At 68.0% G+C, this 24,296-nt stretch carries 21 protein-coding genes; 11 read left to right on the top strand and 10 right to left on the bottom strand.

All coding sequences use genetic code 11. The features are described from left to right. Positions 1–53 precede the first annotated feature (53 nt). Positions 54–782 carry a sulfite exporter TauE/SafE family protein gene (locus E0H75_RS21850; RefSeq protein ID WP_131515503.1) on the top strand — a complete coding sequence of 243 codons (729 nt, stop codon included), beginning with the start codon at positions 54–56 and terminating at the stop codon, positions 780–782. 120 nt (positions 783–902) lie between these two features. Here the strand turns inward: E0H75_RS21850 and E0H75_RS21845 are convergent, their stop codons facing one another. Beyond that, the gene (locus tag E0H75_RS21845; protein WP_131515502.1) at positions 903–1,337 is read right to left on the bottom strand and encodes a helix-turn-helix domain-containing protein; all 435 of its coding nucleotides are present in this window, start codon (positions 1,335–1,337) and stop codon (positions 903–905) included. Between the two features lie 102 nt (positions 1,338–1,439). On the opposite strand from E0H75_RS21845, the gene E0H75_RS21840 reads away from it, so the two are divergent. Further along, positions 1,440–2,630, top strand: coding sequence for a glycosyltransferase (locus tag E0H75_RS21840; RefSeq protein WP_165553937.1), 1,191 nt, complete (start codon positions 1,440–1,442; stop codon positions 2,628–2,630). A gap of 341 nt (positions 2,631–2,971) precedes the next feature. Continuing rightward, positions 2,972–3,250, top strand: coding sequence for a TetR family transcriptional regulator (locus E0H75_RS21835; protein WP_131515500.1), 279 nt, complete (start codon positions 2,972–2,974; stop codon positions 3,248–3,250). Here the strand turns inward: E0H75_RS21835 and E0H75_RS21830 are convergent. Together E0H75_RS21830 and dapB are read right to left on the bottom strand one after the other, a co-directional pair. Next, on the bottom strand, positions 3,206–4,108 hold the full coding sequence (locus E0H75_RS21830) for an alpha/beta fold hydrolase (RefSeq protein WP_131515499.1): 903 nt from the start codon (positions 4,106–4,108) through the stop codon (positions 3,206–3,208). The two genes, E0H75_RS21835 and E0H75_RS21830, sit on opposite strands and share 45 nt — an antisense overlap. Positions 4,109–4,167: 59 nt before the next feature. Further along, entirely contained in the window at positions 4,168–4,965 is a 798-nt protein-coding gene (dapB, locus tag E0H75_RS21825; protein ID WP_131515498.1) for a 4-hydroxy-tetrahydrodipicolinate reductase, read from the bottom strand. Positions 4,966–5,379: 414 nt separating this feature from the next. Here dapB and E0H75_RS21820 point away from each other — a divergent pair, with 414 nt between their 5' ends. After that, positions 5,380–5,760 (top strand): hypothetical protein, encoded by a 381-nt coding sequence (locus tag E0H75_RS21820; RefSeq protein WP_131515497.1) that lies wholly within the window; start codon positions 5,380–5,382, stop codon positions 5,758–5,760. A gap of 531 nt (positions 5,761–6,291) precedes the next feature. On the opposite strand, the gene E0H75_RS21815 is transcribed toward E0H75_RS21820, so the two are convergent. Both E0H75_RS21815 and E0H75_RS21810 read right to left on the bottom strand, forming a co-directional pair. Beyond that, positions 6,292–7,278 carry a hypothetical protein gene (locus E0H75_RS21815; protein ID WP_131515496.1) on the bottom strand — a complete coding sequence of 329 codons (987 nt, stop codon included), beginning with the start codon at positions 7,276–7,278 and terminating at the stop codon, positions 6,292–6,294. Between the two features lie 504 nt (positions 7,279–7,782). Continuing rightward, positions 7,783–9,132, bottom strand: a complete 1,350-nt coding sequence (locus E0H75_RS21810) for an acyl-CoA dehydrogenase family protein (protein WP_238163193.1) — start codon at positions 9,130–9,132, stop codon at positions 7,783–7,785. A 99-nt stretch (positions 9,133–9,231) separates the two neighbouring features. On the opposite strand from E0H75_RS21810, the gene E0H75_RS21805 reads away from it, so the two are divergent. From E0H75_RS21805 to E0H75_RS21790, 4 genes are read left to right on the top strand one after another with little or no spacing between them, the layout of a single operon-like run. Next, entirely contained in the window at positions 9,232–9,972 is a 741-nt protein-coding gene (locus E0H75_RS21805; RefSeq protein WP_131515495.1) for a TetR/AcrR family transcriptional regulator, read from the top strand. Continuing rightward, positions 9,969–11,246, top strand: coding sequence for an acetyl-CoA C-acetyltransferase (locus E0H75_RS21800; protein ID WP_131515494.1), 1,278 nt, complete (start codon positions 9,969–9,971; stop codon positions 11,244–11,246). Before E0H75_RS21805 ends, E0H75_RS21800 begins: the two co-directional genes overlap by 4 nt. An 11-nt stretch (positions 11,247–11,257) precedes the next feature. Beyond that, positions 11,258–12,604 carry a 3-oxoacyl-ACP reductase gene (locus tag E0H75_RS21795; protein WP_131515493.1) on the top strand — a complete coding sequence of 449 codons (1,347 nt, stop codon included), beginning with the start codon at positions 11,258–11,260 and terminating at the stop codon, positions 12,602–12,604. Position 12,605: 1 nt separating this feature from the next. Further along, on the top strand, positions 12,606–13,463 hold the full coding sequence (locus E0H75_RS21790; protein ID WP_131515492.1) for a MaoC/PaaZ C-terminal domain-containing protein: 858 nt from the start codon (positions 12,606–12,608) through the stop codon (positions 13,461–13,463). On the opposite strand, the gene thrS is transcribed toward E0H75_RS21790, so the two are convergent. From thrS to E0H75_RS21775, 3 genes are all read right to left on the bottom strand, one after another. Continuing rightward, entirely contained in the window at positions 13,429–14,664 is a 1,236-nt protein-coding gene (gene thrS / locus E0H75_RS21785; protein WP_131515491.1) for a threonine--tRNA ligase, read from the bottom strand. The two genes, E0H75_RS21790 and thrS, sit on opposite strands and share 35 nt — an antisense overlap. A 210-nt stretch (positions 14,665–14,874) precedes the next feature. Then, on the bottom strand, positions 14,875–15,708 hold the full coding sequence (locus E0H75_RS21780; RefSeq protein WP_131515490.1) for an acyl-CoA thioesterase: 834 nt from the start codon (positions 15,706–15,708) through the stop codon (positions 14,875–14,877). Positions 15,709–15,813: 105 nt separating this feature from the next. Continuing rightward, positions 15,814–16,728, bottom strand: coding sequence for a proteasome assembly chaperone family protein (locus E0H75_RS21775; protein WP_131515489.1), 915 nt, complete (start codon positions 16,726–16,728; stop codon positions 15,814–15,816). A gap of 174 nt (positions 16,729–16,902) precedes the next feature. Between E0H75_RS21775 and E0H75_RS21770 the strand changes: the two genes are divergently transcribed. The 3 genes from E0H75_RS21770 to E0H75_RS21760 are packed head-to-tail and all read left to right on the top strand — an operon-like array spanning position 16,903 to position 20,399. Then, positions 16,903–17,919, top strand: coding sequence for a hydroxyacid dehydrogenase (locus tag E0H75_RS21770; protein ID WP_238163192.1), 1,017 nt, complete (start codon positions 16,903–16,905; stop codon positions 17,917–17,919). Next, a complete protein-coding gene (locus tag E0H75_RS21765; protein WP_131515488.1) occupies positions 17,916–19,862 on the top strand; it encodes a DUF2264 domain-containing protein in 1,947 nt (648 codons plus the stop codon). Before E0H75_RS21770 ends, E0H75_RS21765 begins: the two co-directional genes overlap by 4 nt. A gap of 9 nt (positions 19,863–19,871) precedes the next feature. Further along, on the top strand, positions 19,872–20,399 hold the full coding sequence (locus tag E0H75_RS21760; protein WP_131515487.1) for a ferritin: 528 nt from the start codon (positions 19,872–19,874) through the stop codon (positions 20,397–20,399). Between the two features lie 41 nt (positions 20,400–20,440). Here E0H75_RS21760 and E0H75_RS21755 read toward each other — a convergent pair whose 3' ends face one another. Next, positions 20,441–22,336 carry a DUF2207 domain-containing protein gene (locus E0H75_RS21755; RefSeq protein ID WP_131515486.1) on the bottom strand — a complete coding sequence of 632 codons (1,896 nt, stop codon included), beginning with the start codon at positions 22,334–22,336 and terminating at the stop codon, positions 20,441–20,443. Between the two features lie 32 nt (positions 22,337–22,368). After that, a complete protein-coding gene (locus E0H75_RS21750) occupies positions 22,369–24,249 on the bottom strand; it encodes a DUF2207 domain-containing protein (RefSeq protein WP_131515485.1) in 1,881 nt (626 codons plus the stop codon). Between the last annotated feature and the right edge of the window lie 47 nt (positions 24,250–24,296).

The following is a 24,296-nucleotide window of genomic DNA, read 5'->3' as shown; positions in this document are numbered from 1 at the left end:
CAGTAGCCGGCCAGCACATCGCTCGCTGAAGTCCGCCTGGCAGGCTAGGCAACATGTCTGGCGACCTGCTGGTGCTGCTGGCCGCGTCCGCCGCGGCGTTCACGCTGGCGCTGCTGTCGGCAGTCGCCGGATTCGGGGGTGGCGTCCTGCTCCTGCCCGTGTTCACCGTGCTGTTCGGGCTGCGCGCCGCGGTCGCGATGCTCACCCTGACCCAGCTGTCCAGCAACGGCTCCCGCGTCTGCCTGAACCGCCGCGAGCTGCACTGGCCACTGTTCGGCTGGTTCGCTCTCGGCGCCATCCCCAGCGCCATCGCCGGCGGCCTGCTCCTCGCGACCGCGCCGCTGGCCCCGCTAAAACGACTACTCGGCGTGTTCCTGATCGCCGTCGTGATCTGGCGGAGGGTGAGGCCCTCCCCCGCCAGACCAGCAGATCCCGCGTTCGCCGCAGTCGGCGCCGCCTCCGGGCTCGGCTCGGCGTTGCTCGGGTCTGTCGGGCCGCTGACCGCGCCATTCTTCCTCGCCTACGGCCTCACCCGCGCCGCCTACATCGGCACCGAAGCCGCCAGCGCTCTGGTCATGCACCTCGCCAAACTCGCCACCTACGGCGCCGGAGACGTCCTCACCCGCCAGGTCGTCCTCTACGGGCTCGCGCTCACGCCCGCCACCTTGCTCGGCGCCTGGACCGGCAAGAACCTGCTCGGCCGCATCACCGACCGAGTCTTCGTCACGATCGTCGAGATCGGACTCGTCGCCGCCGGCGCGCTGCTCATCATCGGACTCTGAACCCGCCGGTGGCAGGAACGGGCCGGGGCTGGCCCGGCCCGATCGCCTTCGAGCACCGCGTGCTTCGTCGCCACTGTTGAAAGTTGAGAGAACGAACCCGCCCGACGGCAACGCATCGAGTCAGCCGTGAGCGGCGGCGTGCTCCGGGCTTGGGTCTCCGACTGCGATGCGCAGGCCCAGAAGAGCTCGGTAGGTGGGGCACTGGGTGAAGTCGGAGTGTCTGCAGCGCAGCACGCATTCGATCAGGTCGAGCTGTTGCTGCGCGGCGGCGATGCGACGGCGCACCACATCGCGTTGGTCACGGAGGATGCCCGTGCGGCCGCTCGGATTGGTGACGGTGAACATCTGATAGATCTGCTCCAGGCTCAGGCCGGCGTGCTTGCCGTGCAGGAAGGCCGCCACCCGGTACAGGTCATCTTCGCCGTATCGCCGGCGGCCGCTGACGCGTCGCGGCGTCAGCAAACCCATCGTTTCCCAGTGCCGCAGCACGTGGGTCCCCAGGCCGAACCGATCCGCGACTTCACCGATGGTCAATTCCGCCTCGCCTGACTTCATGTTGACATTAAGTCGCAGCCTCGTTCCTGTGTCCAGCGGCATGAAGAGCTCTGGATTGTGGCGTTTGACTTAAGGTCGACATCAAGTCGCAGGATGATTGCTATGTTCAACGAAGCCCCCGAAGTGTCGTCTGAGACAGGACGAACTCAGGCCGCCGGCCGGTTGTTGTCGGTGGTGCAAGTGCTCCGCGACGGTGGAGGCACCGCGCCGGTCGAGCTGATTGTCGCGTCCAAGCTCCGCGAGCGAGGACATCAGGTGAGGCTGTTCGGGCCGCCCGAAGTCCGCGAGTACGCCGAAGCCGCCGGGTTCGACCTGGCCGTGCTCGAGTGGCCCGGGCGGCCCGATGCGCGGGTGTGCGAACGGATGATCCCTCGGATGATCGAGGCCAGCGTCGCCTGGGGGCGGCAGTTGGAGCCGCACCTCTGTGACGGCGTGGACCTGCTGGTGGCGGATTGCCTCGCCTTCGGTGCGTTGATGGCTGCCAAGAAGTCCGATGTGCCATCTGTCGCGATCAGGCCGACGGTGTACATCGCCGGGGGCTCCCCTTCGGGAGTCGCGCTGGTCGGTGACAGGGGTGCGGCAGTGGACGGTCTCAATCGCGCCCGGGAATCAATTGGGCTTCCACCTGTCGAGTCGGTGACCGAGCAGATGCTCGACATTGATCGGTTGCTGGTGCTGACCGCCCGGGCGTTCGAACTGCCGGAGGTTCAGCCGCCGCGTCATGTTCGGTACGTCGGTCCGCAGTTCCGCTCGCGCGGCACCACGAGCGGCTATCGGCTGCCCGAAGGCAACCAGCCATTGGTGCTTGTCAGCCTGAGTACGACGGACCAGGGACAGCTCGATCTGCTGCAACGCCTCCTCGATGCTCTAGCGGTGCTGCCGGTGCGGGCGGTGGCAACGCTGGGACAGGCCGTGGATCCGGAGCGGCTGTGCGTGCCGGACAACTCCGTGCTCGAGAGATACGTGCCGCACGCCGAAGTGCTGCCAGACGCAGCCTTCATGATCACCCATGCCGGACATGGCACCGTCATGGCCGCGTCCGCCGCGGGCGTACCGATGGTCTGCGTCCCGATGGGACGCGATCAGCCGGCGGTTGCGGCTCGAGTCACCGCGCACGGCCTCGGCAGCAGCGTCGAGCCCGGCAGCAGTGCGACGGAGCTGCGGACGGCGATCACCGAGGTCCTGCAAGACCCGACTTACCGCGAGACCACACACCGGATCGCCAAGCAGCTCGAACCGGCCAACCGGGTCGTAGCAGAACTCGAAGCGGCAGCAGCAGCGCAGACCCGATGAGCTGGCAGACCTGCAAGCGCATCCCGGGCCTCTGTGCACGGGGGGCGGCCTCAATGCATCAACAACAACCCGCTAGGCCGCCGTGCCCCCTCGACGTAATCGCCGCCCCGTACGCCTTTCTTGCCTCGCCGGCCGCCAGCTACATCACCGCCTCCATCCTCGCCACCGACGGCGGTGACACCGCTGTTTGACGTCATCACCAACCGGTGCCGAGCCTTCCTCTGCAGATCGATCCTCGTAGATCGGGCTGGCTTGCCGAGGGAATTCATCGCGTGTTGACTAACGCCCTCCTCTGTACCTACGCTGCCGATCTCAACACCCGGTGAAATCTGAGGCATGCGATGCCAGACCCCAGCACAGGGCGCGGCCCTGGTAGGCGTCCGGGCCGGCCGGGGACGAGGGACGAGATCCTCACAGCCGCGCGGAGACTGTTCGCCGAGCGCGGGTACGCGGGGACCACGATCCGCGCAACGGCCGCGGCCGCCGCAGTCGATCCCTCCTTGGTACATCACTACATCGGTACCAAAGAGGGACTATCGAGGCTCGCGGGCAGTTCCGATCGGTCGTCGTCAAGGTCAGCGGCCGGTCATTGCGTCGACTGTGTCCATGAACGTCAATAGCCGCGAATTCACCTTCCTCGCGCACTGACCGGAGATGGCGTGTGTCGCCTCCGGCCAGAGCTCGGCCTCGATATTCGGGACGAGTCGGCGGGCACGACCGACGGCCCGGTTCGGGTCGTGCATGACAGTTCGACCCGCGATCACCGCCAATGTCGGTAACGAGAGGCCGCGCAACTGCTCGTCAGTAAAGAACGACGGCGGTGGCACTCCGGGACGGTAGTACCGCAAGGACGCGTCGATCACCTTCGCTACCGGGTCACTCTGAGGCAACTCACCGCCCTGACCGTCCACGTACTTCAGGAAGCTCGGCACGGCGCGCTTCGCCGTGAACGGGATCAGAGTCGGGATGGTGCGGAGGACCACCGCGAACCGGATCCGGCCGAACGTCTGCACCGGATCGAACAGCGCCAGTGATGCCAGCCGCTCAGGATCGCGGACGGCCAGGTTGCAGCCCGACCACCCGCCCACCGAGATGCCGGCCAGGTGGAAGCGCTCAGGTCCGAGTCCCGCGAGCACCTCAGAGAGCCACGTCGCCTGGTCCTCGGCGTTCCGCAACGGTGCCGTCTGATTGTTTCGGCCCGCCTCACCGAGCATGTCCAGCGCATAGACGGTACGACGCTCGGCAAGCTCGGCGATGTTCGGCTGCAGCATGACGGTCGTGCCGCCACGTCCATGCAACAGCAAGAGCGGCGTGCCGGGGGACTTGCCGAATCGGTAAGTACGGACCTGACCGAACGTCGTCGCAAGGTCACGGACATCAACCGGCTCCGGCAGAGCCCGCAGGCCCTCGTCGTAGGCGGCGTCGAACACCGCGCGGCCTTCGTCGGAAACGAATCGGCCCGTCTTGTGCACTGGCATCAGCTGTCCTTTCTGACCTGCCCCCACGTCTTCGGCTCCGAACATCGCTGACCGATGGACTATGCGAGCAGAAGCTCACTCAGCCCGCGTGTCAGCCCAACGCGCTGCTGGACGGCGCGTATGGCCAGCAACGTGCCTGCGACGTACGGCGCGGCACTGCTTCCGGCGTCGTGGCGAATACTGAGGCGTTCGTCCGGAAGGCCGAACACGACCTCGGTCGACAGCACGAATCCGGGCAGCCGGATCGCATGAACCTGGACGCCCGCCACGGTTCCACCCCGTGTCTCCGACTGACCCGCCGTGTCCACGACAGGGATCTCGATCTCTGGTTGCCTGACCTGGCCGAGCAGCTCCGCAAGCTCACGAGCCGTTCCGCTGGGGGCGTCGGGCTTGCCGGCCGACGCGTAGTCGACAATCTCCCAGCTCTTCATGTGCCGCGCCGCGAGTGTCGCGGCCACCTGCGCGATCGAAGCACTGAGGGAGAAGTTGCCGGCCGCAATCACCCCCAGCTCTTTGCCACGTGCCGCCGCATCGATCTCGCCGAAGTCCGCCGCGGTCAGCCCGGAGCTACCGACCACCACGGACACTCCCCGACCGATCGCCGTCAGCGTGTGACCGAGAACGGCGGCATGAGAGGTGTAGTCGACCAGTACGTCGACACCTTCGAGGGCCTCCTCGACCGTGGCCACCACCGGTACGCCGTTCGCGTCGCCGGCCCACACTTGCCCGAGGTCCTTACCTGCCGCGGATCGGCTCACACCAGATACCAGGGTCAGGTCGTCAGCCGCCAGCACTGCCTCCGCCACCGCCCGTCCAGTCCATCCCGTCACACCTGCGACACCAACAGCCACCGTCATCCTGCACTCCTTCGTTCGAGCTACTCGGTAGCGGATCGGTCCGTCCCACCGCTTGCTCCATGCCTGTAGCGGGTCCAGGGCCGCCACCAGGTCTCACCCCAGCCGGTCAGACGGTAGCCGTCGGCGTCGCCGACCACGATCCGCGCTCCGGCCAGTTCGTTCAATCTGCTGGTAAGCACGCTCGACGACATCTGGTCGCAGCGGCGGGTGCAGGGCGGCCATCACCGGTCGGCCGGTGGTTGATCCGCGAACCGACTTTCCAGGTCTCGGTGTCCGCGCTTCGGCCATCCCCGGCCTCCCTCCACGATCAACACTCCACTGATTCGAAAACAGAAGCAGCATACATCTTCCGGAGGATCCAAAGATCACCGCGCGCGTCCCCGGTGGCATGGAAGACCGCTGACCATCGCCCACGTGGTGGTGATAGGAGGCGGGATCGTCACCTACCTCGTCATGCACGAACTGGTCGGGCTCGCTCCCGCGCAGATCTCTGCGCTCGGTGGCTGCTTCATTGCCGCCGGTCTGTCGTACGGCATGCTGTTCGAGGGCTGGCTCAGCGATCCGGCTCCACGCGTTGAACGCGCCACACTCTTGCTCGCCACCGTCGTACTCGCCGCACTGCTGACCGTCGTGCTGCGGGCGAGCGCCGATGCCCTGCACCTCAACGGAGCCAGCGCGGACGAATGGGTTACGCATGCGTCCCTCAACGCGTTGTCGACCTCGATCATCCTGCACGTCGCAATCGGCCGGCGCTGGCCGTTCCCGCATCCTGCCGAGGAAGTGCCAGACGCGTGACGCGTTGCCTGAGCCGCTCACTGGTGAACGACTGATCAGGATTCGGAAGGTTTGACCGAGGTTGCTGAGAAACGGATGAGGCTGGGCTGGCAGCTACCGAACCGCTGCCCAAACTGACGGCGGACGGCTACGACCGTGGAGCGCATATGGCGAAGGTGCCAATCGCCCCTGCCATGCGCAGGGGTTAGCCAGTGTGTCCGATTGGGGACACGCACCCTGACCACACGGCTAGAGCTCGACGTGTGAGCGATCGATGTTCGCTGGAGTCCCAGATCTCGATGCTCCCGCAGGATTCGAGTTCGCGGAGGCGCCCGGACCGACGTCACGGTCCATCCGGGCCGGCATCTCGGTATCCCTGCCCGCGGGGCAGCCAGGCCCCCAACGAGAAATTGCTTGAGTACATCCCCAGAGGCAGGTCTCGCGCGCTGATTGGCGCAAGCGCGTGACCTAGCAGCCGGTTCCCCGCGGGGGTCGTGGCCACGTGAACCCGGGTTTCCACCCGCTCCGGATCTACACCTCCAGCCTCACGGATCACTCGATCACCTTGCTCCGCTTCGGGCGCACCGCGCTGCCTGACCGGGATTGCGGCACAGGTCCGTCCAACGGCGAGATGCGAACTCCGCAGAGAACGATCGCGCCCAGCAGGCCGGCCACCACCTGGGCGCAAATGAGCAGGCCGAACCATCGACCGCCGGTCGCGTCGAACGGTGAGCTGGGCGCGATCAGGAGGATGAGCTGGTAGCCGCCCGAGCAGAACATCGCGCCGGCGCCGAGCCCAGCAGCCACCAGCGGGCCCCAGGCCCGGATGGCTCGAGGCCGGTGCGAGACGAGGATCAGCAGCCCAAGCAGACCCGCCAGCGCCAGACTCGCCGTCGAAACGTCCAGCGCACGTTGGGCAACGCTCCGGCCGGCTCGCACCTCGCTGGTCAACCCGGTCGATCCGCCGAACGCCCAGAACAGGCGAGCCGCGACAACCAACGCGACCAGCACGCTGAAGGCGACGATCAGCCGGACCTGATTCGCGCTGCGGGAGGCCGGGAATCCGAGGCGGGCGCGCAAGAGGTGAGCCCACCGGGCACGGATATGCAAGGTGAACGCAACCCCCAGTCCGGTTCCCTGCAGGATGAAACCCGCGTAGACGACGCCATACACCCATCCCTGAAGACCGTCGATCGGGCCGTCAGCCGCGGGCGCGACGGTGTTCCCCGCGAGAAAACCAAGTGGCGCTGCGAGCATCACCGGCGCCAGAAGTCCACCGGCGACCCACAATGGGAACAGGACCAGCCAGACCGGCAGCCGCCGCCCCCACCGATGAACAAGTGCCAACGCCAGCGCTGCCCCGGTGACCTCCATCACGGCGGTGATCAGGTTGCCCACGACGAAGGGCGCAGTGCGCATCAAGCCCGTTTGGACGACGCCAATGTCACTGCCGAGCAGCCAGGCCGTCTTGATCGAGAGGTACGGCATCATGGCGGCGACTGTGACGTACCCTGCCGCCTGCTGAGTCGAGATCTTCACGCCAACCAGTCTCGCCACGCGGCCCGCCGGCCACCTCCCTCAAGCGAACGAAGCCTCTCGCCCACGAGAGGGACCTCCAACGGTACCGGTCCGGTCGAGCCCAGCGTCGCTACACCGTGGTCCGGGCAAACCGCCTGCACATCTGGCGTGACATCCGGGTACACCTGCGGAAGAGCCGGCCAATCATGGTCGTACGTCGTTCATGACCCCGACGGACCGAACCAAACGTATGTCCGCGAACTCTGGTCAGCGACACTCCCTGGCGGCGTAAAGCTGTCCCGTCGCGCTGATCGGAGGCGGTGGCGGGCCTTGGCAGTGGGTGACGACACGGGCGACGCGGACGGGGAGCCGTCGCAGGGGGCAATGGCGCGCGGCAGCGCGCAGGTGGCCGACGGTAGTCGGCAAGGGAAGGACGGCGATGAGCCGGGGGTGGGTTGGGAGCGGGCGGAGCGCGCGTGGGAGGAGCGGAGCGACGGAGCGCCTGCGTAGCGCGCGTGGGCTGCTTTACCTGATCCGCATCCCGGAGATGGCTCGGGCGATGACGAGGCGCTGGATTTCGGAGGTGCCCTCGAAGATGGTGTAGATCTTGGCGTCTCGGTGCATTCGTTCTACGGGGTATTCGCGGGTGTAGCCGTTGCCGCCGAGGATTTGGATGGCTTCTTCGGTGACCTTGACGGCTACCTCGCCGGCCTTCAGCTTCGCCATGGAGCCTTCGCCGTGTTGGTAGTCGGGGGTTTCGCCGCGCATCAGGGCAGAGGACATGTTGGCGGCGCGCCAGACCAGCAACCGGGCGGCGTCGATTTCCAGGGCCATGTCGGCGAGTTTGAAGGCGATGCCCTGGTTGTCGATGATCGGGCGGCCGAACTGTTCGCGGGTCTTGGCGTACTCGAGGGCTACCTCGTACGCCGCTCGCGCGATCCCGATCGCCTGAGCACCGACCAGGTGGCGGGTCATCTCGAAGGTGGCCATCGACGCGTTCCGCACCTGCTGTCCGGCGGCGGGCACGCGAGCGCGTTGTCCGGCGGCCTCGCGGGCGCGGGCCAGGCGGGCGTCGAGTTTCTCCTTGCCGCCAAGCACGTTCTCGGCCGGGATGCGCACGTTGTCGAAGAAGACGTCGGCGGTGTGTGACGCGCGCAGGCCGTGCTTGCGCAGCTTGGTCCCCATCTCGAGCCCGCGCACCTCGGACTTGGGTACGACGAACGCCGCCTGTCCCTTCGTCCCGAGCGACGGGTCGACGGTGGCGACCACGACGTGGATGTCCGCGATACCGCCGTTCGTGGCCCACGCCTTCTGGCCGTTGATGACCCATTCGTTGGTCACCGAGTCGTACGTCGCCCGCGTACGGATCGCGGACACGTCAGAACCCGCACCAGGCTCCGACGAGCAGAAGGCGGCTACGCGTACGTCGTCAGCAGTCCCGTAGCACCGCCCCATCCACTGGCTCCACTGCTCGGGGGTGCCGTTGGAGAAGATCGCGGACGATGCCAGACCGGTGCCCTTGAGTGACATCGCGATGCCGGCGTCGCCCCAGAACAGTTCCTCGTGGACGAGCGGCATCAGCAGACCGGTCGGGTCGACGAAGAGGTTGACGTTCATGTCGAGGCCGTACAGACCGATCTTGGCGGCCTCCTGGATGATCGGCCACGGCGTCTCCTCGCGCTCGTCCCACTCGGACGCCGCGGGGCGGATCACGTCGGCGGCGAAGGCGTGGGTCCAGTCCCGGATCTCGCGCTGATCGTCGTTGATGGCGAGCGAGAAGGTGCTCCAACCGGGCTTGGATCGCTCGGCGCCGAGCTCTCCGGCAAGCGTCATCACGTCGGCGGACAGGGCGGGCGCGGACTTCGGGTCGGTCATCAACATCCTCCGGCGGCAACGAAGCAGACAAGCCAGATGTTACCGACGAGTGTAACCGTCGTTTGCACCGGGGGGCACCCCTGTGACTAAGATCGTTCCATGAGCTCCGCGCTACTCGCGATCGGACGCCGCCGGACCACGGCGGAGCGTCGGCGCGACCGGGAGCGGGACATCATCCGGGCCACCCGCGAACTGTTCGACGAGCGGGGCACGATCGACGCCCAGATCGACGATATCGCCAAGCGGGTCGGGATCAACAAGGCGCTGATCTACCGGCACTTCGCCGGCAAGGAGGAGTTGTTCGCACTCACCCTGGTCGACTACCTGGGCGAGCTCGACGACCGGCTCGAGAAGGTCGACAACGCGCGCAAGGCGCCGCTCAACCGATTGAAGGCGCTCAGCGAGGTGTTCGTCGACTTCTGCCTGGAGTTCCCGGCCTTCGCCGACTGCGCGATGAGCCTGCTGCGGCGCACCGGTGACGAACTGTTCGGCGAGATCACCGAGCCGGTGATGACGAAACTCGGTACGGCGATGGCCGCGGCGCTGGAGCGGATCGCGGCGATCCTCGAGGCCGGCCAGCGGACCGGGGTGTTCGACGACGTCGACAGCGACTACCTCGCCAACCATCTGTACACGCAGACACTCGGTTCGTTGCACATGGCAAGGGTCGGGTTGATCGTGTCGAGCGGCCGGCCCGGGCATCCGGTCGTGCATCATGCCGATGTCGGCACCGTCCGGTCGACCGCGATCACCGCCACGCTCGCAACCGCCGTGGGCCGCAAGGCCCTGAACGGCAAGAAGACAACCCCGCGCTCCACCAGAGCAGGAGAGAAATCGTGACCGAGACCCGCAGAGTGGCCGTTGTCGCCGGCAACAGGATCCCGTTCGCCCGCCAGGACAAGACCTACCGGCACGCATCCAACTCCGACATGCTCACCGCCGCATTGAACGGCCTGGTCGACCGGGCCGGCCTCGGCGGCCAGGAGGTCGGTGAGGTGGTCGCCGGCGCGGTGCTGAAGCACGCCCGCGACTGGAACATGGTCCGCGAGGTGGTTCTCGGGTCCAAGCTCGCCCCGACCACCTCGGCGTACGACATCCAGCAGGCCTGTGGCACCGGGCTCGAGGCGGCCATCCTGGTCGGCAACAAGATCGCTCTCGGTCAGATCGACGTCGGCATCGCGGGTGGTGTCGACACCGCGTCCGATGCACCGATCTCGGTCAACGACCGGCTGCGCGGCATCCTGCTCGACCTGAACCGGGCCAAGAGCTTCCAGGACCGGCTCAAGGTCCTAGCCCGGGTCCGCCCGAAGGACGTCGTACCCGAGATCCCGCGGAACGCCGAGCCCCGGACCGGCAAGTCGATGGGTGAGCACGCCGCCCTGACCGCGCTCGAGTGGGGCATCACCCGCGAGGACCAGGACGAGCTCGCGTACCGCTCCCACATGAACCTGGCGAAGGCGTACGACCGTGGCTTCCAGCAGGACCTGATCACCCCATACCTCGGTCTCGAGAAGGACCAGAACCTCCGCGCGGACACCTCGCTGGAGAAGCTGGGTAAGCTCAAGACCGTCTACGGCAAGGGCGAGACCGCCACGATGACGGCCGGCAACTCGACGCCGCTGACCGATGGCGCGTCGACAGTGCTGCTCTCCACCGACGAGTGGGCCACCGAGCACGGTCTCCGGCCGCTCGCGTACCTCACGCACTCGCAGACCGCCGCGGTCGACTACGTGAAGGGCGCCGAGGGCTTGCTGATGGCCCCCGCGTACGCCGTGCCGCGGATGCTCGCTCGCGCCGGCCTGACCCTGCAGGACTTCGACTACTACGAGATCCATGAGGCGTTCGCATCGCAGGTGCTGGCCACCTTGAAGGCGTGGGAGGACCCGATCTTCTGCAAGGAGCGGCTCGGCCTGGACGCGCCACTCGGCGAGATCGACCGGGCCAAGCTGAACGTGAACGGCAGCTCGCTGGCCGCGGGCCACCCGTTCGCGGCGACCGGCGGGCGGATCGTCGCCGCGCTGGCCAAGCAACTGAACGAGAACGGCGGTGGGCGGGGCCTGATCTCGATCTGCGCCGCCGGTGGCCAAGGCGTCGTCGCCATCCTCGAGAAGTAGGAGCAGAGAGAATGACGGATCGCTACCAGACCTTCACCCGCACGCCGCTCGGCCAGACGCTGGTGAAGAACCTGGGTCTGCCCGACCCGACGCCGCTGCCGCGCTGGATCGAGGGTTCGCCGGTGATCGACGGACCGGTCGTGTTCGGCGCGATCTCCGAGACCGACGGCGGCAAGGCGATCCAGGCGCTGCTGCGGGACATCGGGGCCTCGTTCAGTACGGCGACCGAAGGCGTGGCGTCGAGCGAGATCCGGCCGAAGGCGCTCGTCTTCGATGCCACCGGCGCGACCTCGACGGCCGAGCTGACCAGCCTGCAACGGTTCTTCTCCCCCGTCATCCGTCAGCTCGCGCCCGCCGGCCGGGTGATCGTGATCGGACGTACGCCGGAGCTCGCGCACTCGACCGAGCAGCAGATCGCCCAGCGTGCCCTCGAGGGCTTCACCCGAAGCCTCGGCAAGGAGGTGAAGCGCGGCGCCACCGTCAACCTCGTGTACGTCGCTCCGGACGCGCACGAGCAGCTGGACTCGACGCTCCGCTTCTTCCTCTCCCCCAAGTCGGCGTACGTCGACGGTCAGGTCGCGCGGATCGGGACCGGACCGCTGGTGAGCAACGACCCCAGTCAGCCGCTGGCCGGAAAGATCGCACTCGTTACTGGCGCCGCGCGTGGAATCGGCGCGTCGATCGCCGGCACGCTGGCCCGCGACGGCGCGACAGTGATCGGCGTCGACGTACCGCAGAACGCGGACGCGCTGCGCAAGGTGATGTCCAGGATCGGCGGCAGTGAACTCCTTCTCGACGTGACCGCGGTCGACGCGGCGCAGCGGATCGCGGCCCATGCGCAGGAGCAGTACGGCGGTCTCGACATCGTCGTCCACAACGCCGGCATCACGCGCGACAAGCGGCTCGCGAACATGCGGACCGACGCGTGGGACGCCGTACTCGATGTGAACCTGCGGGCGCCGGAGCGGATCACGGAGCATCTGCTCGAGTCCGGAGCCATCAGGGACGGCGGCTCGATCATCGGGGTCGCCAGCATCGCCGGGATCGCGGGCAACAACGGCCAGACGAACTACGCGACGTCCAAAGCCGGCGTCATCGGTCTGGTCCAGGCGTTCGCACCGAAGCTGACCGACCGGAACATCCGGATCAACGCGGTGGCGCCGGGCTTCATCGAGACCGAGATGACCGCGAAGGTCCCGTTCACGATCCGCGAGGTCGGCCGCCGGATCAACTCGCTGCAGCAAGGTGGGCAGCCGATCGACGTGGCCGAAACGATCGCGTGGTTCGCCGATCCCGCCTCGGCGGGCGTGACAGGCAACGTGGTTCGCGTCTGCGGCCAGAGCATGCTGGGCGCGTGACATGCCGACCCGACGGTACGACGACACGCCCGGGTTCGGCTCGCTCTACGCCCGGACCGTGAAGGCGACGCTGCGACGAGCGGACTACGAGCCGGACGCGGACGGTCTGACGCTGGAGCTCCCCCGGTCCGCGATCGATCAGGACCACCTGTCGGCGTACCGGGATGTCACCGGGTTTCCGGCCGGTCCGACGCTTCCGGCGACGTACCCGCATGTTCTCGCGTTCCCGCTGCACCTGGACCTGATGTCTGACCCGTCGTTCCCCTACAAGCCGATGGGGATCGTGCACCTGTCCAACACGATCACCCAGCGGCAGCCGCTCCCGATCCACGCCGAGCCCGCGATCCGCGTGCACAGTACGCCGGAACGCCCGCATCCCAAGGGCACGGTCTTCGACGTGATCAGCGAGGTGAGTGTCGACGGCGAAGTGGTGTGGACCGACCTCACCACCCTGCTCAGTCGCTCGTCCGGCGACGAGTCAGCTCACGTCGACCTCTTGCCGGATCCCGAGCTCTCCCCCACTGCATGGTGGGATCTGCGCGGCAACCTCGGCCGCCGGTACGCCGCCGCGTCCGGCGACCGGAACCCGATCCACCTGTTCAAGCTGACCGCTCAGGCGTTCGGGTTCCCGCGCCAGATCGCGCACGGCATGTGGGCCAAGGCCGCCGCGCTCGCCGCCATCGAGCGCGCCGGCAAGCTGCCGGACGCCTTCGCCGTTCGCGTCGACTTCCGCAAGCCGCTGCTGCTCCCGTCGCGTGTGCAGTTCGGGTTCAAGCCGACCGGCAAGACGACCGACTTCGCGCTGTACGACGAGCAGCATGAGCTCACTCACCTGATCGGACAGCTGCAGGCACACTGAGCTCAGCGATCCGGTCGAGCACTTCGCCGATCGGTGCGGCCTCGTGCTTCTGCCCGTCGCGTTCCCGGATCGCCAGCGAGCCGGCCGCCGCTTCACGGGCGCCGATGACGGCCTGGTACGGCGCCAACCGGTTCTCGCGGATGCGGGCACCGAGACTGCCCTCGTCGGCGTGCGCGACCTCGACCCGCAGGCCGCGCTGTGCCGCGCGCCGAGCGACGTCGATCGCGATCTGCTCCTCCTCGTCGGAGATCGGGAGTACGACGAGTTGCACCGGGGCCAGCCAGGCCGGGAACGCCCCGCCGTGCACCTCGATCAGCTGGGCGACCGCACGCTCGATGCTGCCGACGATCGCGCGGTGCACCATCACCGGCCGGTGCTTGTTGCCGTCGGCACCGATGTACTCGAGGCCGAAGCGCTCCGGCTGGTGGAAGTCGATCTGGACGGTCGACAGACTGAACTCCCGGCCGGCCGAATCCTCCATCTGGATGTCGATCTTCGGACCGTAGAACGCGGCGTCGCCGGGCACCTCGTCGTACTCGATGCCGGCGTCCTTCAGGACCCTGCGCAGGAGTTCGGCCGACCGCTGCCAGCTCTCGGCGTCCCCGACGTACTTGCTGCTCGGGTTGTTGAACTCGGCATCCTCGGCCGCGAGGGCGAGGACGTAGCGCGATGGGCTGATGCCCATGTCGCGGTACGCCTGGTTGATCAGCTCGAGCGCGCCGGCGGCCTCGTCGGCGACCTGGTCCAGGCGGCAGAAGATGTGCGCGTCGTTGAGCTGCATGGCGCGGACCCGGATCAGGCCGCCGATCGCGCCGGACAGCTCGGCGCGGTACTGGCCGCCGAGCTCGGAGAAGCGGAGCGGGAGTTCGCGGTAGCTGTGCGCTCTGGACCGGTACATCAGCGCGTGGTGCGGGCAGATGCTCGGTCGCAGTACGAGCTGCTCATCGCCGAACTGCATCGGCGGGAACATGTCGTCGCTGTACTTGGCCCAGTGCCCGGAGATCTCGTACAGCTCGCGCTTGCCGAGCACGGGCGAGTAGACCTTCTGGTAGCCGGCTCTTCGCTCCACTTCGGCGACGTAACTCTCCAAGGCGTGCCGGATCGCGGCACCGGCGGGCAGCCAGTACGGCATGCCGGCGCCGATCAGTGGGTCGGAATCGAACAGGCCGAGTTCGCGGCCGAGTTTGCGGTGGTCGTACATCTCTGTGCTCCTTCACGAGTTGGGGCGTGGACCACGGAGCACAACAAAGCCCCGGGGCACAGGCCCCGGGGCTTTGTCAGACAGTCAGGTGTCAGCGCGCCGGGACGAACTCCGGCGTCGTCGTCACTACCGCGCGCTTGAACACGTCCCAACCGTAGCAGACGCCCTCACGTCCGACCCTACAGTTGGCGAATGGACGCCACAGCGTTGCTACAGGTCGAGGCCTATGGGGCGGATCAGGCCTTCTTGGGCTACTGAGGCGGCTAGGTGGCCGGACTCGGTGTAGAGGCGGCCGGTGGCGAAGCCGCGTGCGTTGGAGGCTGACGGGGATGCCTGGTCGTAGAGGAGCCATTCGTCGGCGCGGAAGTCGCGGTGGAACCAGAGGGCGTGGTCCAGGGACGCGGGCTGGATTCGGGGGTCGCCGATGACGATGCCGTGTGGGAGAAGGCTGGCGCCGAGGAGCGTCAGGTCGCTGGCGTAGGCCAGGACGCACGCATGGAGCGCACGATCGTCGGGAAGCTTGCCTGCGGCACGGATCCAGAACTGGCGACCGCTGAGGCCGGCCAGGCGTACGTCGAGCGCCGCCCACTCCTTGTCCCAGTCGGCTGCCTTGCGGCCCGAGCGCGCTTCGAGGACCGTCGCCAGCCGCGGCGCCTCCTCCGGCGGGACCAGATCCTCCGGCATCGGGTCCTGATGGTCGAGCCCTGGCTCCGGGCGCTGGAACGACGCGGACATGTAGAAGATCGGCTTGCCGTGCTGCGACGCGACCACCCGCCGGCTGCTGAACGTTCCGCCGTCCCGCGTCGGCTCCGGCCGGTAGATGATCGGTACGGCGGTGTCCCCGGGACGCAGGAAGTAGCCGTGCAGCGAGTGCACGACCCGCTCGGACTCGACGGTCCGGCTCGCGGCTGCCAGCGCCTGACCGAGCACCTGGCCGCCGAACACGCGTTGCAGGGAGGTCTCCGGCTGCCGGCCGCGGAACAGGTCGACCTCGATCATCTCCAGGTCGAGCAGCTCGACCAGATCCTCCAGCGACTCAGGCATGCCTCATCCTGACAGTCCGGAGCGTGCGAACAAGAACCGGGGACCTCGGACAGGAAATAACCTGTCCGAGGTCCCCGGATCCTGTCAGCGGGGTACGGCGGGTGGTCAGTCCTCGTCGTCGCGGTTGAGTTCCGCGAGGAACTGCTCGACCTCGGCACCGAGCTCCTCCGCGGACGGCGTGGAGCCGGCCAGGAGGCTGCCACGGCTGACCGAGCCGGCAGCGGCGTCGTACTGCGTTTCGAGCGCGTTGACGACCGCCGACGCGTCCTCCGAGGCCTCGACCTGCTCGTCGACCAGCCGGCCGGTGACGGCGGCCTCGTCGAGCAGCGCCTTACTGGGAAGCAGCAGGCCGGTCGCCGCGGAGACCGCGTGCACCAGCGCCAGCGCGGCACCCGGGAAGCGGTTCTCCGCCAGGTAGTGCGGCACGTGGACCGCGAAGCCCATTGCGTCCTTGCCGGCCTCGCCCAGCCGCACCTGCAGCATCGTGCCGGCGCTCGCCGGGAGGCGCATCTCGCCGTCCCAGATGTTCGACCGGGTGACCAGCTCGGGCCGCGTCGCATGTGCGGTCAAGCCGAGCGGGCGAGTGTGCGGCACGCCCATCGGAATGCCGTGGACGCCGATCGTGAGCGTCACGTTGTAGCGCTCGATCAGCTGCCGGACCGCGCCGGCGAACCGGTCCCAGTGGTTGTCCGGCTCGGGGCCCTCGAGCAGCAGGAACTCGACCCCCGCGTCATCCGTCAGCAGGTGCAGGCTCAGCCGCGGCGGCGTGTAGTCGATGAACCGGTCCTCGGCGAACGTCACCTCGGGCCGCCGGGCCCGGTAGTCGTGCAGGAGGTCGACGTCGAACCGCGCGAGCAGCCGGTGGTCCAGCACCTCGAGCAGGTGGTCGGCCGTGACCCGGCCCGCCTGACCTGCGTCCATGAACCCGTCCAGCGAGTGCACCAGAACCTTCGGCGTCGCCGCCGGGCCGGTCGCCACCGACTCGTCGACGATCTCGTAGAGGTCGTCCGGTCGCAGCATCGTCGTTTCTCCTTCACATCTGGCCAACAGGGCGGGTAGGCCCCTCTATCCTGCCCTCTCCACCTGACAACGCCCGACCTCGGGCCCACATTCCGGTGCGCGCGATCTTTCAGCTTCTTCCAAGATTCGGCCCGCGGGGAGACAGCATTGGAAAGCGCTTGCTAAGTTGCTGTCGTGCGCACCGAACCTGACTCCGCCCTGACCGTCATGCTGGCGATGAACGACGCCAGCCGCGATCGCGTGCTCGTCCCGCGGGTCCGCAAACGCCTGGAGGCGGCCGCGACCGTGCTGCCGGTCGGCCCCGGGACCAGCTTCCTCGCCGATCCCGCGATCAAGGCCGCGCTGGCCGACGTCGACGTACTGCTGACCGGGTGGGGATGCCCGCGGATCGGGCCCGAGGTGCTCGACGCGGCGCCGAAGCTGCGGGCGATCCTGCACGCGGCCGGATCCGTGAAGGCAATGGTCGACCCGTCCGCGTTCGACCGCGGGATCCAGGTCTCGTCGGCGGCCACCGCCAACGCCCTGCCGGTGGCGGAGTTCACCGTCGCCGCGATCGTGCTGGCCGGCAAGCGGGCGTTCCGCCTGGCGGCGCAGTACCGGCTCGAGCGGCGCAAGTCGGACCCGCACGCGATGCCGGGCAGCTACGGTACGACGGTCGGCCTGCTGGGCGCCTCGCGGATCGCCCGGATGGTGGCCGAGCGACTCCGCACCTTCGACCTGAACGTGCTGATCAGCGACCCGTACCTGAACGAGGCCGAGGCCGCCGGGCTCGGCGCCGAACTGGTCGACAACGACACCCTCTTCAGCCGCAGCGACATCCTCAGCGTGCACGCGCCGCTCATCCCGGAGACCGTCGGGCTGGTGGACGCACGCCTGCTCGGCCTGCTGCGCGACGGCTCAGTCCTGCTCAACACCGCCCGCGGCAAGATCATCGACTCCGAGGCGCTGGAGCGTGAGTGCGTCTCCGGCCGGATCGACGCGGTCCTCGACGTGACCGACCCCGAGCCGCTGCCGCCGGACTCCCCGCTGCTCGACCTGCCCAACGTCTTCGTCACGCCTCACGTAGCAGGTGCTGTCGGCAACGAAATCGCCCGGCTCGGTGAACTGGCCGTCAGCGAGCTCGAGCGCCTGGCCGCCGGCGAACCACTGCAGCACGCCATCGACCCCTCCGACATCGGGAGACTTGCATGAGCCGCCTCGTCCTGCCCGACACCGACCGCGTTCTGTCCCGTCAGACCGGCTGGGTGCGTGCGCACTGGGAGGCTCTTGCGGACCACCTCTTGGACTCGCTGGTGCCGTACTTCTCCCCCGGCGCCTCGCTGATCGCGCTGCCTGGCCGGCCGAGCCGGTCGGGTACGGCGTCAGACCAGTTGGAAGGTTTCGCACGGTCCTTCATGCTGGCCGCGTTCCGGATCGGCGGAGTGCGGGGTGAGGGGTGCGAGACGCTCATCGAGCGGTACGCCCGCGGGGTGGCGAACGGCGCGAACCCGGACCACCCGGAGTCGTGGCTGCGCCTGACCCCGCGTTCGCAGCAGATGGTGGAGGCCGCGGCGATCGCGGTGGCCCTGCACGAGACCCGGGAGTGGATCTGGGACCGGCTCGACACCCGCGCGCAGGAACACGTGGCGGAGTGGCTCGGCGGGTTCATCGGGTCCACGACGCATGACAACAACTGGCGGCTGTTCCAGGTCGTGAGTGAGCAGTTCCTCGCGTCGGTCGGAGCGCCGTACTCACAGGACGACATCGACGGCGGGCTGGACCGGATCGAGGACTGGTACGTCGGCGACGGCTGGTACTCCGATGGCGACGGGCAGAACTTCGACAACTACATCGGCTGGGCCATGCACCTCTACCCGGGCCTGTGGACACGGATGGCGGCTGCCACGCCGGGTGCGGCATACGAGGACCGGCTGAAGGTCTACCGGGAGCGGATCGGTCTGTTCCTCGAGGACGCGGTGCATCTGGTCGGCAACGACGGCGCACCGGTGTACCAGGGCCGCTCGCTGACGTACCGGATGGCTGCGGCCACGCCGTACTGGATGGGTGCGCTGCTGGACTCCACTCCCCTGTCGCCCGGGCAGACGCGGCGGCTGTGCTCCGGCATCGCGCGGCACTTCGTGCAGCACGGTGTGCCGGACGAGCGAGGGCTGCTGACGCTGGGGTGGTACGACACGTTCCTGCCGACGACACAGCAGTACTCCGGGCCCGGCTCGCCGTACTGGGCGTCGAAGGGGTTCATCGGGCTGCTGCTGCCGCCGGACCACCCGGTGTGGACGGACCCGGAGGACTCGATCCCGCTGGACGACGCGGATCAGGTACGGGCGATGCCGGCGCCGGGATGGATCGTGCATGCGAGCCGGCACGACCAGATCGTGCAGTTGGTCAACCATGGCGCGGATCACGCGCCCCTCGCTGAGCCGGAGGGTGTGGAGCCGGAGGGCGACGCGCACTACAACCGGCTGGCGTACGCAAACCACGCCGGGCCGGAGTTGTCTGACCACGCGCCGCGGATCGACAACCTGATCGCGCTCGTCGATGCGGACGGCCGGTCGAGCGCGCGTGGACGGATTCGGCGGATCGGGGTCAGCGGACGTACGGCGTCCTCGTGGCACAAGGCCTGGTTGGGATCGGACGGGCCGTGGCGGATCGAGACGACGTCGGTCGTGCATGGCGGGTGGGAGATCCGGTGCGCGCTGGTCGAGGGGCCGGCCGGGACGTTGGTGCGCAGTGGCGGGTTCGCGATCGCCGGGGCATCCTTGCCTGAGGCGACCGCCGGGGACCGGTCGGCGTCGGCGCGGAATCTCGACGGGCTGATGTCCGCAGTGGTCGGTCTGCACGGGTACGACGAAGCGGGCGTGCACCGGGGGCTCGGTGCGAACCCGTTCGGTGTGCACTCGGCTACGCCGTACGTGACTGCTCCGCACGACGGGGATCCGCTGGTGCTGGTGAGCGCCGTACTGCTGACGCGGGACGCGCTGCGGCCGGAAGCGCTTGCCGAGGGCATCGATGTCGCGGTGGACGGTACGACGGTGCGGATCAACCTTCCTGGTGGAGGCACTGAGGTCGTCGAGCTGGGGCAGGCACGCCCTGAGGTCAGGCTCCCCAACCGTGTGCTCGGCGGAGCTGATCAGTAGATTGACGGGATGAGCACGTACGAGAAACTTTTGCAGGAACAGATCCGTAACGAATTCACGGCGTCGCAGCAGTACACGGCAGTGGCTGTCTGGTACGACGATCAGGATCTGCCGCAGCTGGCTGGGCACTTCTACAAACAGGCACTCGAAGAGCGCAATCACGCGATGATGATGGTGCAATACCTGCTGGACAAGGATATCCGGCCGCATATCCCCGGTGTCGGCGAGGTGGAGAGCGACTTCAAGACGGCGCTGGAGCCGCTGGAGCTCGCGCTGCAGCAGGAGATCACCGTCACCAAGCAGATCGAGACGCTGGCGCGGGCCGCGCGGGACGAGAGCGACTACATCGGCGAGCAATTCATGCAGTGGTTCCTGAAGGAGCAGGTCGAGGAGCTCTCCGCGATGACCACGCTGGTCAACGTCGCGAAGCGGGCCGGCGACAACCTGTTCCACCTCGAAGACTTCCTGGCTCGCGAAGTCTCCGGAGCCCCCGCCGACGACCCCACCGCTCCCACCGCGGCGGGCGGACGGGTCTGAATACTTTCAGTTATCTCATGGCTGGGTGGGGCGGGGTTGGGTTACCAACTGCCGCCGCCTCCGCCACCTCCTCCTCCGCCTGAGGAGCTCGAGGAGCTGCTGCTGGTGAAGCCTGAGGAGGTGCCGCCGCCGGTGGATTGGGTGGGGGGTGGGCTGAAGGTGGTGGCTACGGTCGTGATGACGTTGGCGGCGGTCCAGGTTGAGGTGTAGTAGGACGGGCCGGTGTACCAGGTGGGGTCGGGGATCAGGCGGCCGGCGTCCACCAGTTGGCGGCAGAGCTTTTGCCAGTGGTCGGCCAGGTCGAAGACGATGGCCCACGGCAAGTACCTGCTGAAGATGTCCTCGCCGTTCTCGAAGCGCAGCTGGTCCGCCTCCGCGGTCGCGAGGTACTTGCGGAATCCGATCACCTGGTCCGCGATCGCCCGACCGGTCGACGTACGCCGGCCGGCCGAGCGTTTCCTGAACCAGTCGATCGCCAGGTTGATCAGCAGGAGCGCCGGCACCGCGATGACGACCGCCGGACCCAGCCAACTGGGCACGCCGAACTTCACGATCCAGATGATCAGCCCCACCAAGCAGGACAGCAAGGCGAGGAACACCAAACAGCCGAGCGCCGTCCGCCAATCCCCCGAGGACGGCACGACCCGCGACCTGCGCGGCATCCGGACGTACCATTGCCGCTCCTCGACCTGCTCCCGCAGCGCATCGACCGTGCTCTCCGCCGCCCGCACCATCGAGTGATCACCAACCGCCGGCGTCTCGAGCCGGGCCACCGCTCCCGGCTTCAAAGTTGGGAACAGACCCCTCAACAGCCTCTGCTCGTGCGGCGCGGTCGCACCGTCCGCCTCGACCAGGACGGCCGTGCGCTCGTCGTCGTCGTTCTCGATCCGGATCGCACCACGCACCGCGAGGTCGATCAGTGTCGCCGCGATCTCCGTCGTGTCGGCCTTCGCATCGACCAGCAATCCACCTTCGGCGGGCGAGATCCGCGGCGGCGAGAACGCGACCGGGAGCTGCTCCTCGTCCAGCTTGTCCTTCTCCGTCTGTACGGCGATCCCTTCCGGCGGCACGGTCCCCGGCGGCATCCCGGCGTACCGCAGGTCCCGGCCACCGCGCTTGGTGTGAAGCTGCGTGGCCACGATCAAGGCGAGGCTGACCAGACCCGCCGCGACGATCATGGGCACGTTGAGGCGGAAGCGCTCGAGCAGACCCGGCGGGTCGACCACGATCGGCGTGTCGTTGCGCACGGCACCAGCTTTGATCGCGGCGACGATCGTCAACTGCTCACCACGAACGACGTCGACCTCTTGACCGAACACGGCCTTCCCGGAGCTGATGGTCTTCGACTCACAGCTGTCCGTCGAGCCAGGCGGCCCGACGAAGCAGTTGACCCGCTGCACCCCCTGCGGCACCGTCACGGTGACGTCCGCCCGGTCCAGAGATGCGTCCCAAGCAGATCCGGTGGCGTCCCAGAACAACTCGCTGTGGTCGTCGAAGTGCCGCAGCGCACCGCGGACCTCGTAGCTGATCTTGTACGTCGCGTCCCACCCGGGCACCGTCTCGCTCGAGGATCCGATCTTGATCCGCAGGACCCGGTCGCGTCGGCCGTTCATCTCCATCGTGGCGGTCTCGAACGAGTCCGGCGCCGTCGGTGACGACACCTTGACGTTCGAGACGTCGTACCTCTGGTCCTTGCTCTTGTCGTCGGCGAACGGTTCGCGGATGACCAGGTCGCGATAGATGCCGTGCCGATCGGTGTCGCCGAAGTGGTAGTCGATCGTCTCGGTCACCTGCAGTACGCCGTCCGCGGTGACGGTGTAGTCGATCGCCATCCGCGTCACCCGGTCGCCGACTTCCGCCGAGGCCGGGAGCGCGAAGCCGGCCAAGGCCAGAGTCGCGACGAGCGTGCTGAACAGGATCCCGAGTGCCCGACGCATGCCCGCGAGACTACCGAGCGTAAGGGCCGCCGCTACCAGCTACCGCCGCCTCCACCGCCACCACCACCGCCGGACGAGCCGCCGCTGAACCCGGACGAGCTACCGCCACCTCCGCCGCTGCTGGCCGGAGCGGGAGGCGGGTCGAAGGTCTGCGCGACGGTCGAACTGACCGCACCGGCCGTCCAGCCGGAGGTGTAGTACGACGGCCCGCTGTACCAGTACGGGTCAGGCGTCAGCCGGCCCGCAGCAACCAGGCGCTCGCAGACCTTCTGCCAACGATCGGCCAGGTCGAACGCGATCGCCCAAGGCAGGTACTTCGAGAAGATGTCCTCACCCTCCTCGAAGCGGAGCTGTTCCGCCTCCGCCGTCGCCAGGTACTGGCGGAATCCGATCAGCTGATCCGTGACCGCTCGCCCGGCCGGATTGCGTTGCCCACGCCCGCGGATCGCGATCCAGACGCCGATGGCAACGATCACCGCAATCACCGGAATTGCGATCACCACCGCGCGGCCGAGTCCGCCGGTGAACGCCGCGGTGGCTGTGCCGGCCAGACCGGCACCGACCACCCAGAACCCGATCATCGCCATGCACGCGCACCCGGTACCGCTCTTGAACACCTTGCCGCCGCCGGCGCGCGGCATCCGCAGATACCACGCGCGCTCCTTCACCTGAGCCCGCAACGCCGCGATCATCGCGTCGTGCGCCCGCCGCATCGTGTGATCCCCCACCGCACCGCGGCGCAGCAGCACCTCCGACCCCGGCTGCAGTGTCGGGAAGAGGCCGGACATCAGCGCCTGCTCGTGCGGCGCGGTCGCGACTGCCGGGTTCAGCAGCACTGCCTTCTGATCGTTGCCGGTGTTCTCGATCCGTACGCCGCCGCGCACAGCCATGTCGATCAGCGTCGCGGCCGTCTCGGTGGTTGTGGCCTTGGCGTCGATCAGCAGACCACCTTCGGCGACCGGGATCCTCGGCGGTGCGAACGCCACCGGGATCTGGTCCTCGGCCAGGTCGTCCTTCACCGGCTCGGCGGCAACACCGTCCGGCGGGAACGTGCCGGGTGGCATTCCGGCGTACCGCTGGTCCTTGTTGCCCCGCTGCGAGTACAGCCACGCGCCGGCGATCGCGGCCAGGGTGACGACGCCCGAGCCGACCAGTGCCGGCAGGCTCACGCCGTTGCGTTCCATCCAGCCGGGCGCGTCGACCACGATCGGAGCGTCGTTGCTGACCACGCCGGCCTTGATGCCGGCGACGATCGTCATCTGGTCGCTGCGAGCCAGCCTGCTGGCGCTGAAGGTGCCCTTGTCGCCGCTGACGCTGCTCGTACATTCGTTTGTCGAGCCGTGCGGCCCCTGGAAGCACTGCGTCTTCTGCACGCCTTCCGGCACGCTCACGCTGACGTCGGCCTGGTCGATCACCGCGTCCCAACCGTCGCCGGTCGCATCCCAGTACAGCTCGCTGTGGTCGTCGAAGTGCCGGAGCGCCCCGCGTACGTCGTACGTGATCACGTACGTCGCGTCGTACCCGGAGATGGTCTTGTCCGCGGAGCCGATCTTGATCTGCAGGCTCTCGTCGCGATCGTCGTTGTACTTGAACGTCTCCGTGGTGAACTCGTCCGGCGCGCCGGACGGGCTGTCGACGGTTATGTTCGAGACCTCGTACTTCTGGTCCTTCGAGTCGTCGTCGACGTACGGCTCCCGGGTCACCAGGTCCCGGAAGATGCCGTGCCGGTCGGTGTCGCCGAAGCTGTAGGCGATCGTCTCCTTCACGTGCAGCACACCGTCGGCGGTGACGTTGTAGTCGATCGTGAAGTTCTTGATCTCGTCACCTGTCGCCGCCGCGGCGGGCAGTGCGAAACCGCCGACCGCCAGACCGGCGACGAGCGTGCTGATGATGACCCCGAGTGCCCTACGCATGGCCGTGACCCTACCGAGCGTGAGGGTCCGCCGAGGCCAGGTGGCCC

It is taken from the genome of Kribbella capetownensis (genome assembly GCF_004331485.1).
Classification (GTDB): Bacteria; Actinomycetota; Actinomycetes; order Propionibacteriales; family Kribbellaceae; genus Kribbella; species Kribbella capetownensis.
The sequence above is the reverse complement of the archived record's forward strand: the minus strand, read 5'-3'. Positions and strand labels throughout refer to the sequence as shown.

Coding starts and splice junctions, on each gene's coding strand:
- E0H75_RS21850 (WP_131515503.1), top strand. CDS start 54: ATGTCTGGCGACCTGCTGGTGCTGCTGGCCGCGTCCGCCGCGGCGTTC.
- E0H75_RS21845 (WP_131515502.1), bottom strand. CDS start 1,337: ATGAAGTCAGGCGAGGCGGAATTGACCATCGGTGAAGTCGCGGATCGG.
- E0H75_RS21840 (WP_165553937.1), top strand. CDS start 1,440: ATGTTCAACGAAGCCCCCGAAGTGTCGTCTGAGACAGGACGAACTCAG.
- E0H75_RS21835 (WP_131515500.1), top strand. CDS start 2,972: ATGCCAGACCCCAGCACAGGGCGCGGCCCTGGTAGGCGTCCGGGCCGG.
- E0H75_RS21830 (WP_131515499.1), bottom strand. CDS start 4,108: ATGCCAGTGCACAAGACGGGCCGATTCGTTTCCGACGAAGGCCGCGCG.
- dapB (WP_131515498.1), bottom strand. CDS start 4,965: ATGACGGTGGCTGTTGGTGTCGCAGGTGTGACGGGATGGACTGGACGG.
- E0H75_RS21810 (WP_238163193.1), bottom strand. CDS start 9,132: ATGACCGACCCGAAGTCCGCGCCCGCCCTGTCCGCCGACGTGATGACG.
- E0H75_RS21805 (WP_131515495.1), top strand. CDS start 9,232: ATGAGCTCCGCGCTACTCGCGATCGGACGCCGCCGGACCACGGCGGAG.
- E0H75_RS21795 (WP_131515493.1), top strand. CDS start 11,258: ATGACGGATCGCTACCAGACCTTCACCCGCACGCCGCTCGGCCAGACG.
- E0H75_RS21790 (WP_131515492.1), top strand. CDS start 12,606: ATGCCGACCCGACGGTACGACGACACGCCCGGGTTCGGCTCGCTCTAC.
- thrS (WP_131515491.1), bottom strand. CDS start 14,664: ATGTACGACCACCGCAAACTCGGCCGCGAACTCGGCCTGTTCGATTCC.
- E0H75_RS21780 (WP_131515490.1), bottom strand. CDS start 15,708: ATGCCTGAGTCGCTGGAGGATCTGGTCGAGCTGCTCGACCTGGAGATG.
- E0H75_RS21775 (WP_131515489.1), bottom strand. CDS start 16,728: ATGCTGCGACCGGACGACCTCTACGAGATCGTCGACGAGTCGGTGGCG.
- E0H75_RS21765 (WP_131515488.1), top strand. CDS start 17,916: ATGAGCCGCCTCGTCCTGCCCGACACCGACCGCGTTCTGTCCCGTCAG.
- E0H75_RS21760 (WP_131515487.1), top strand. CDS start 19,872: ATGAGCACGTACGAGAAACTTTTGCAGGAACAGATCCGTAACGAATTC.
- E0H75_RS21755 (WP_131515486.1), bottom strand. CDS start 22,336: ATGCGTCGGGCACTCGGGATCCTGTTCAGCACGCTCGTCGCGACTCTG.
- E0H75_RS21750 (WP_131515485.1), bottom strand. CDS start 24,249: ATGCGTAGGGCACTCGGGGTCATCATCAGCACGCTCGTCGCCGGTCTG.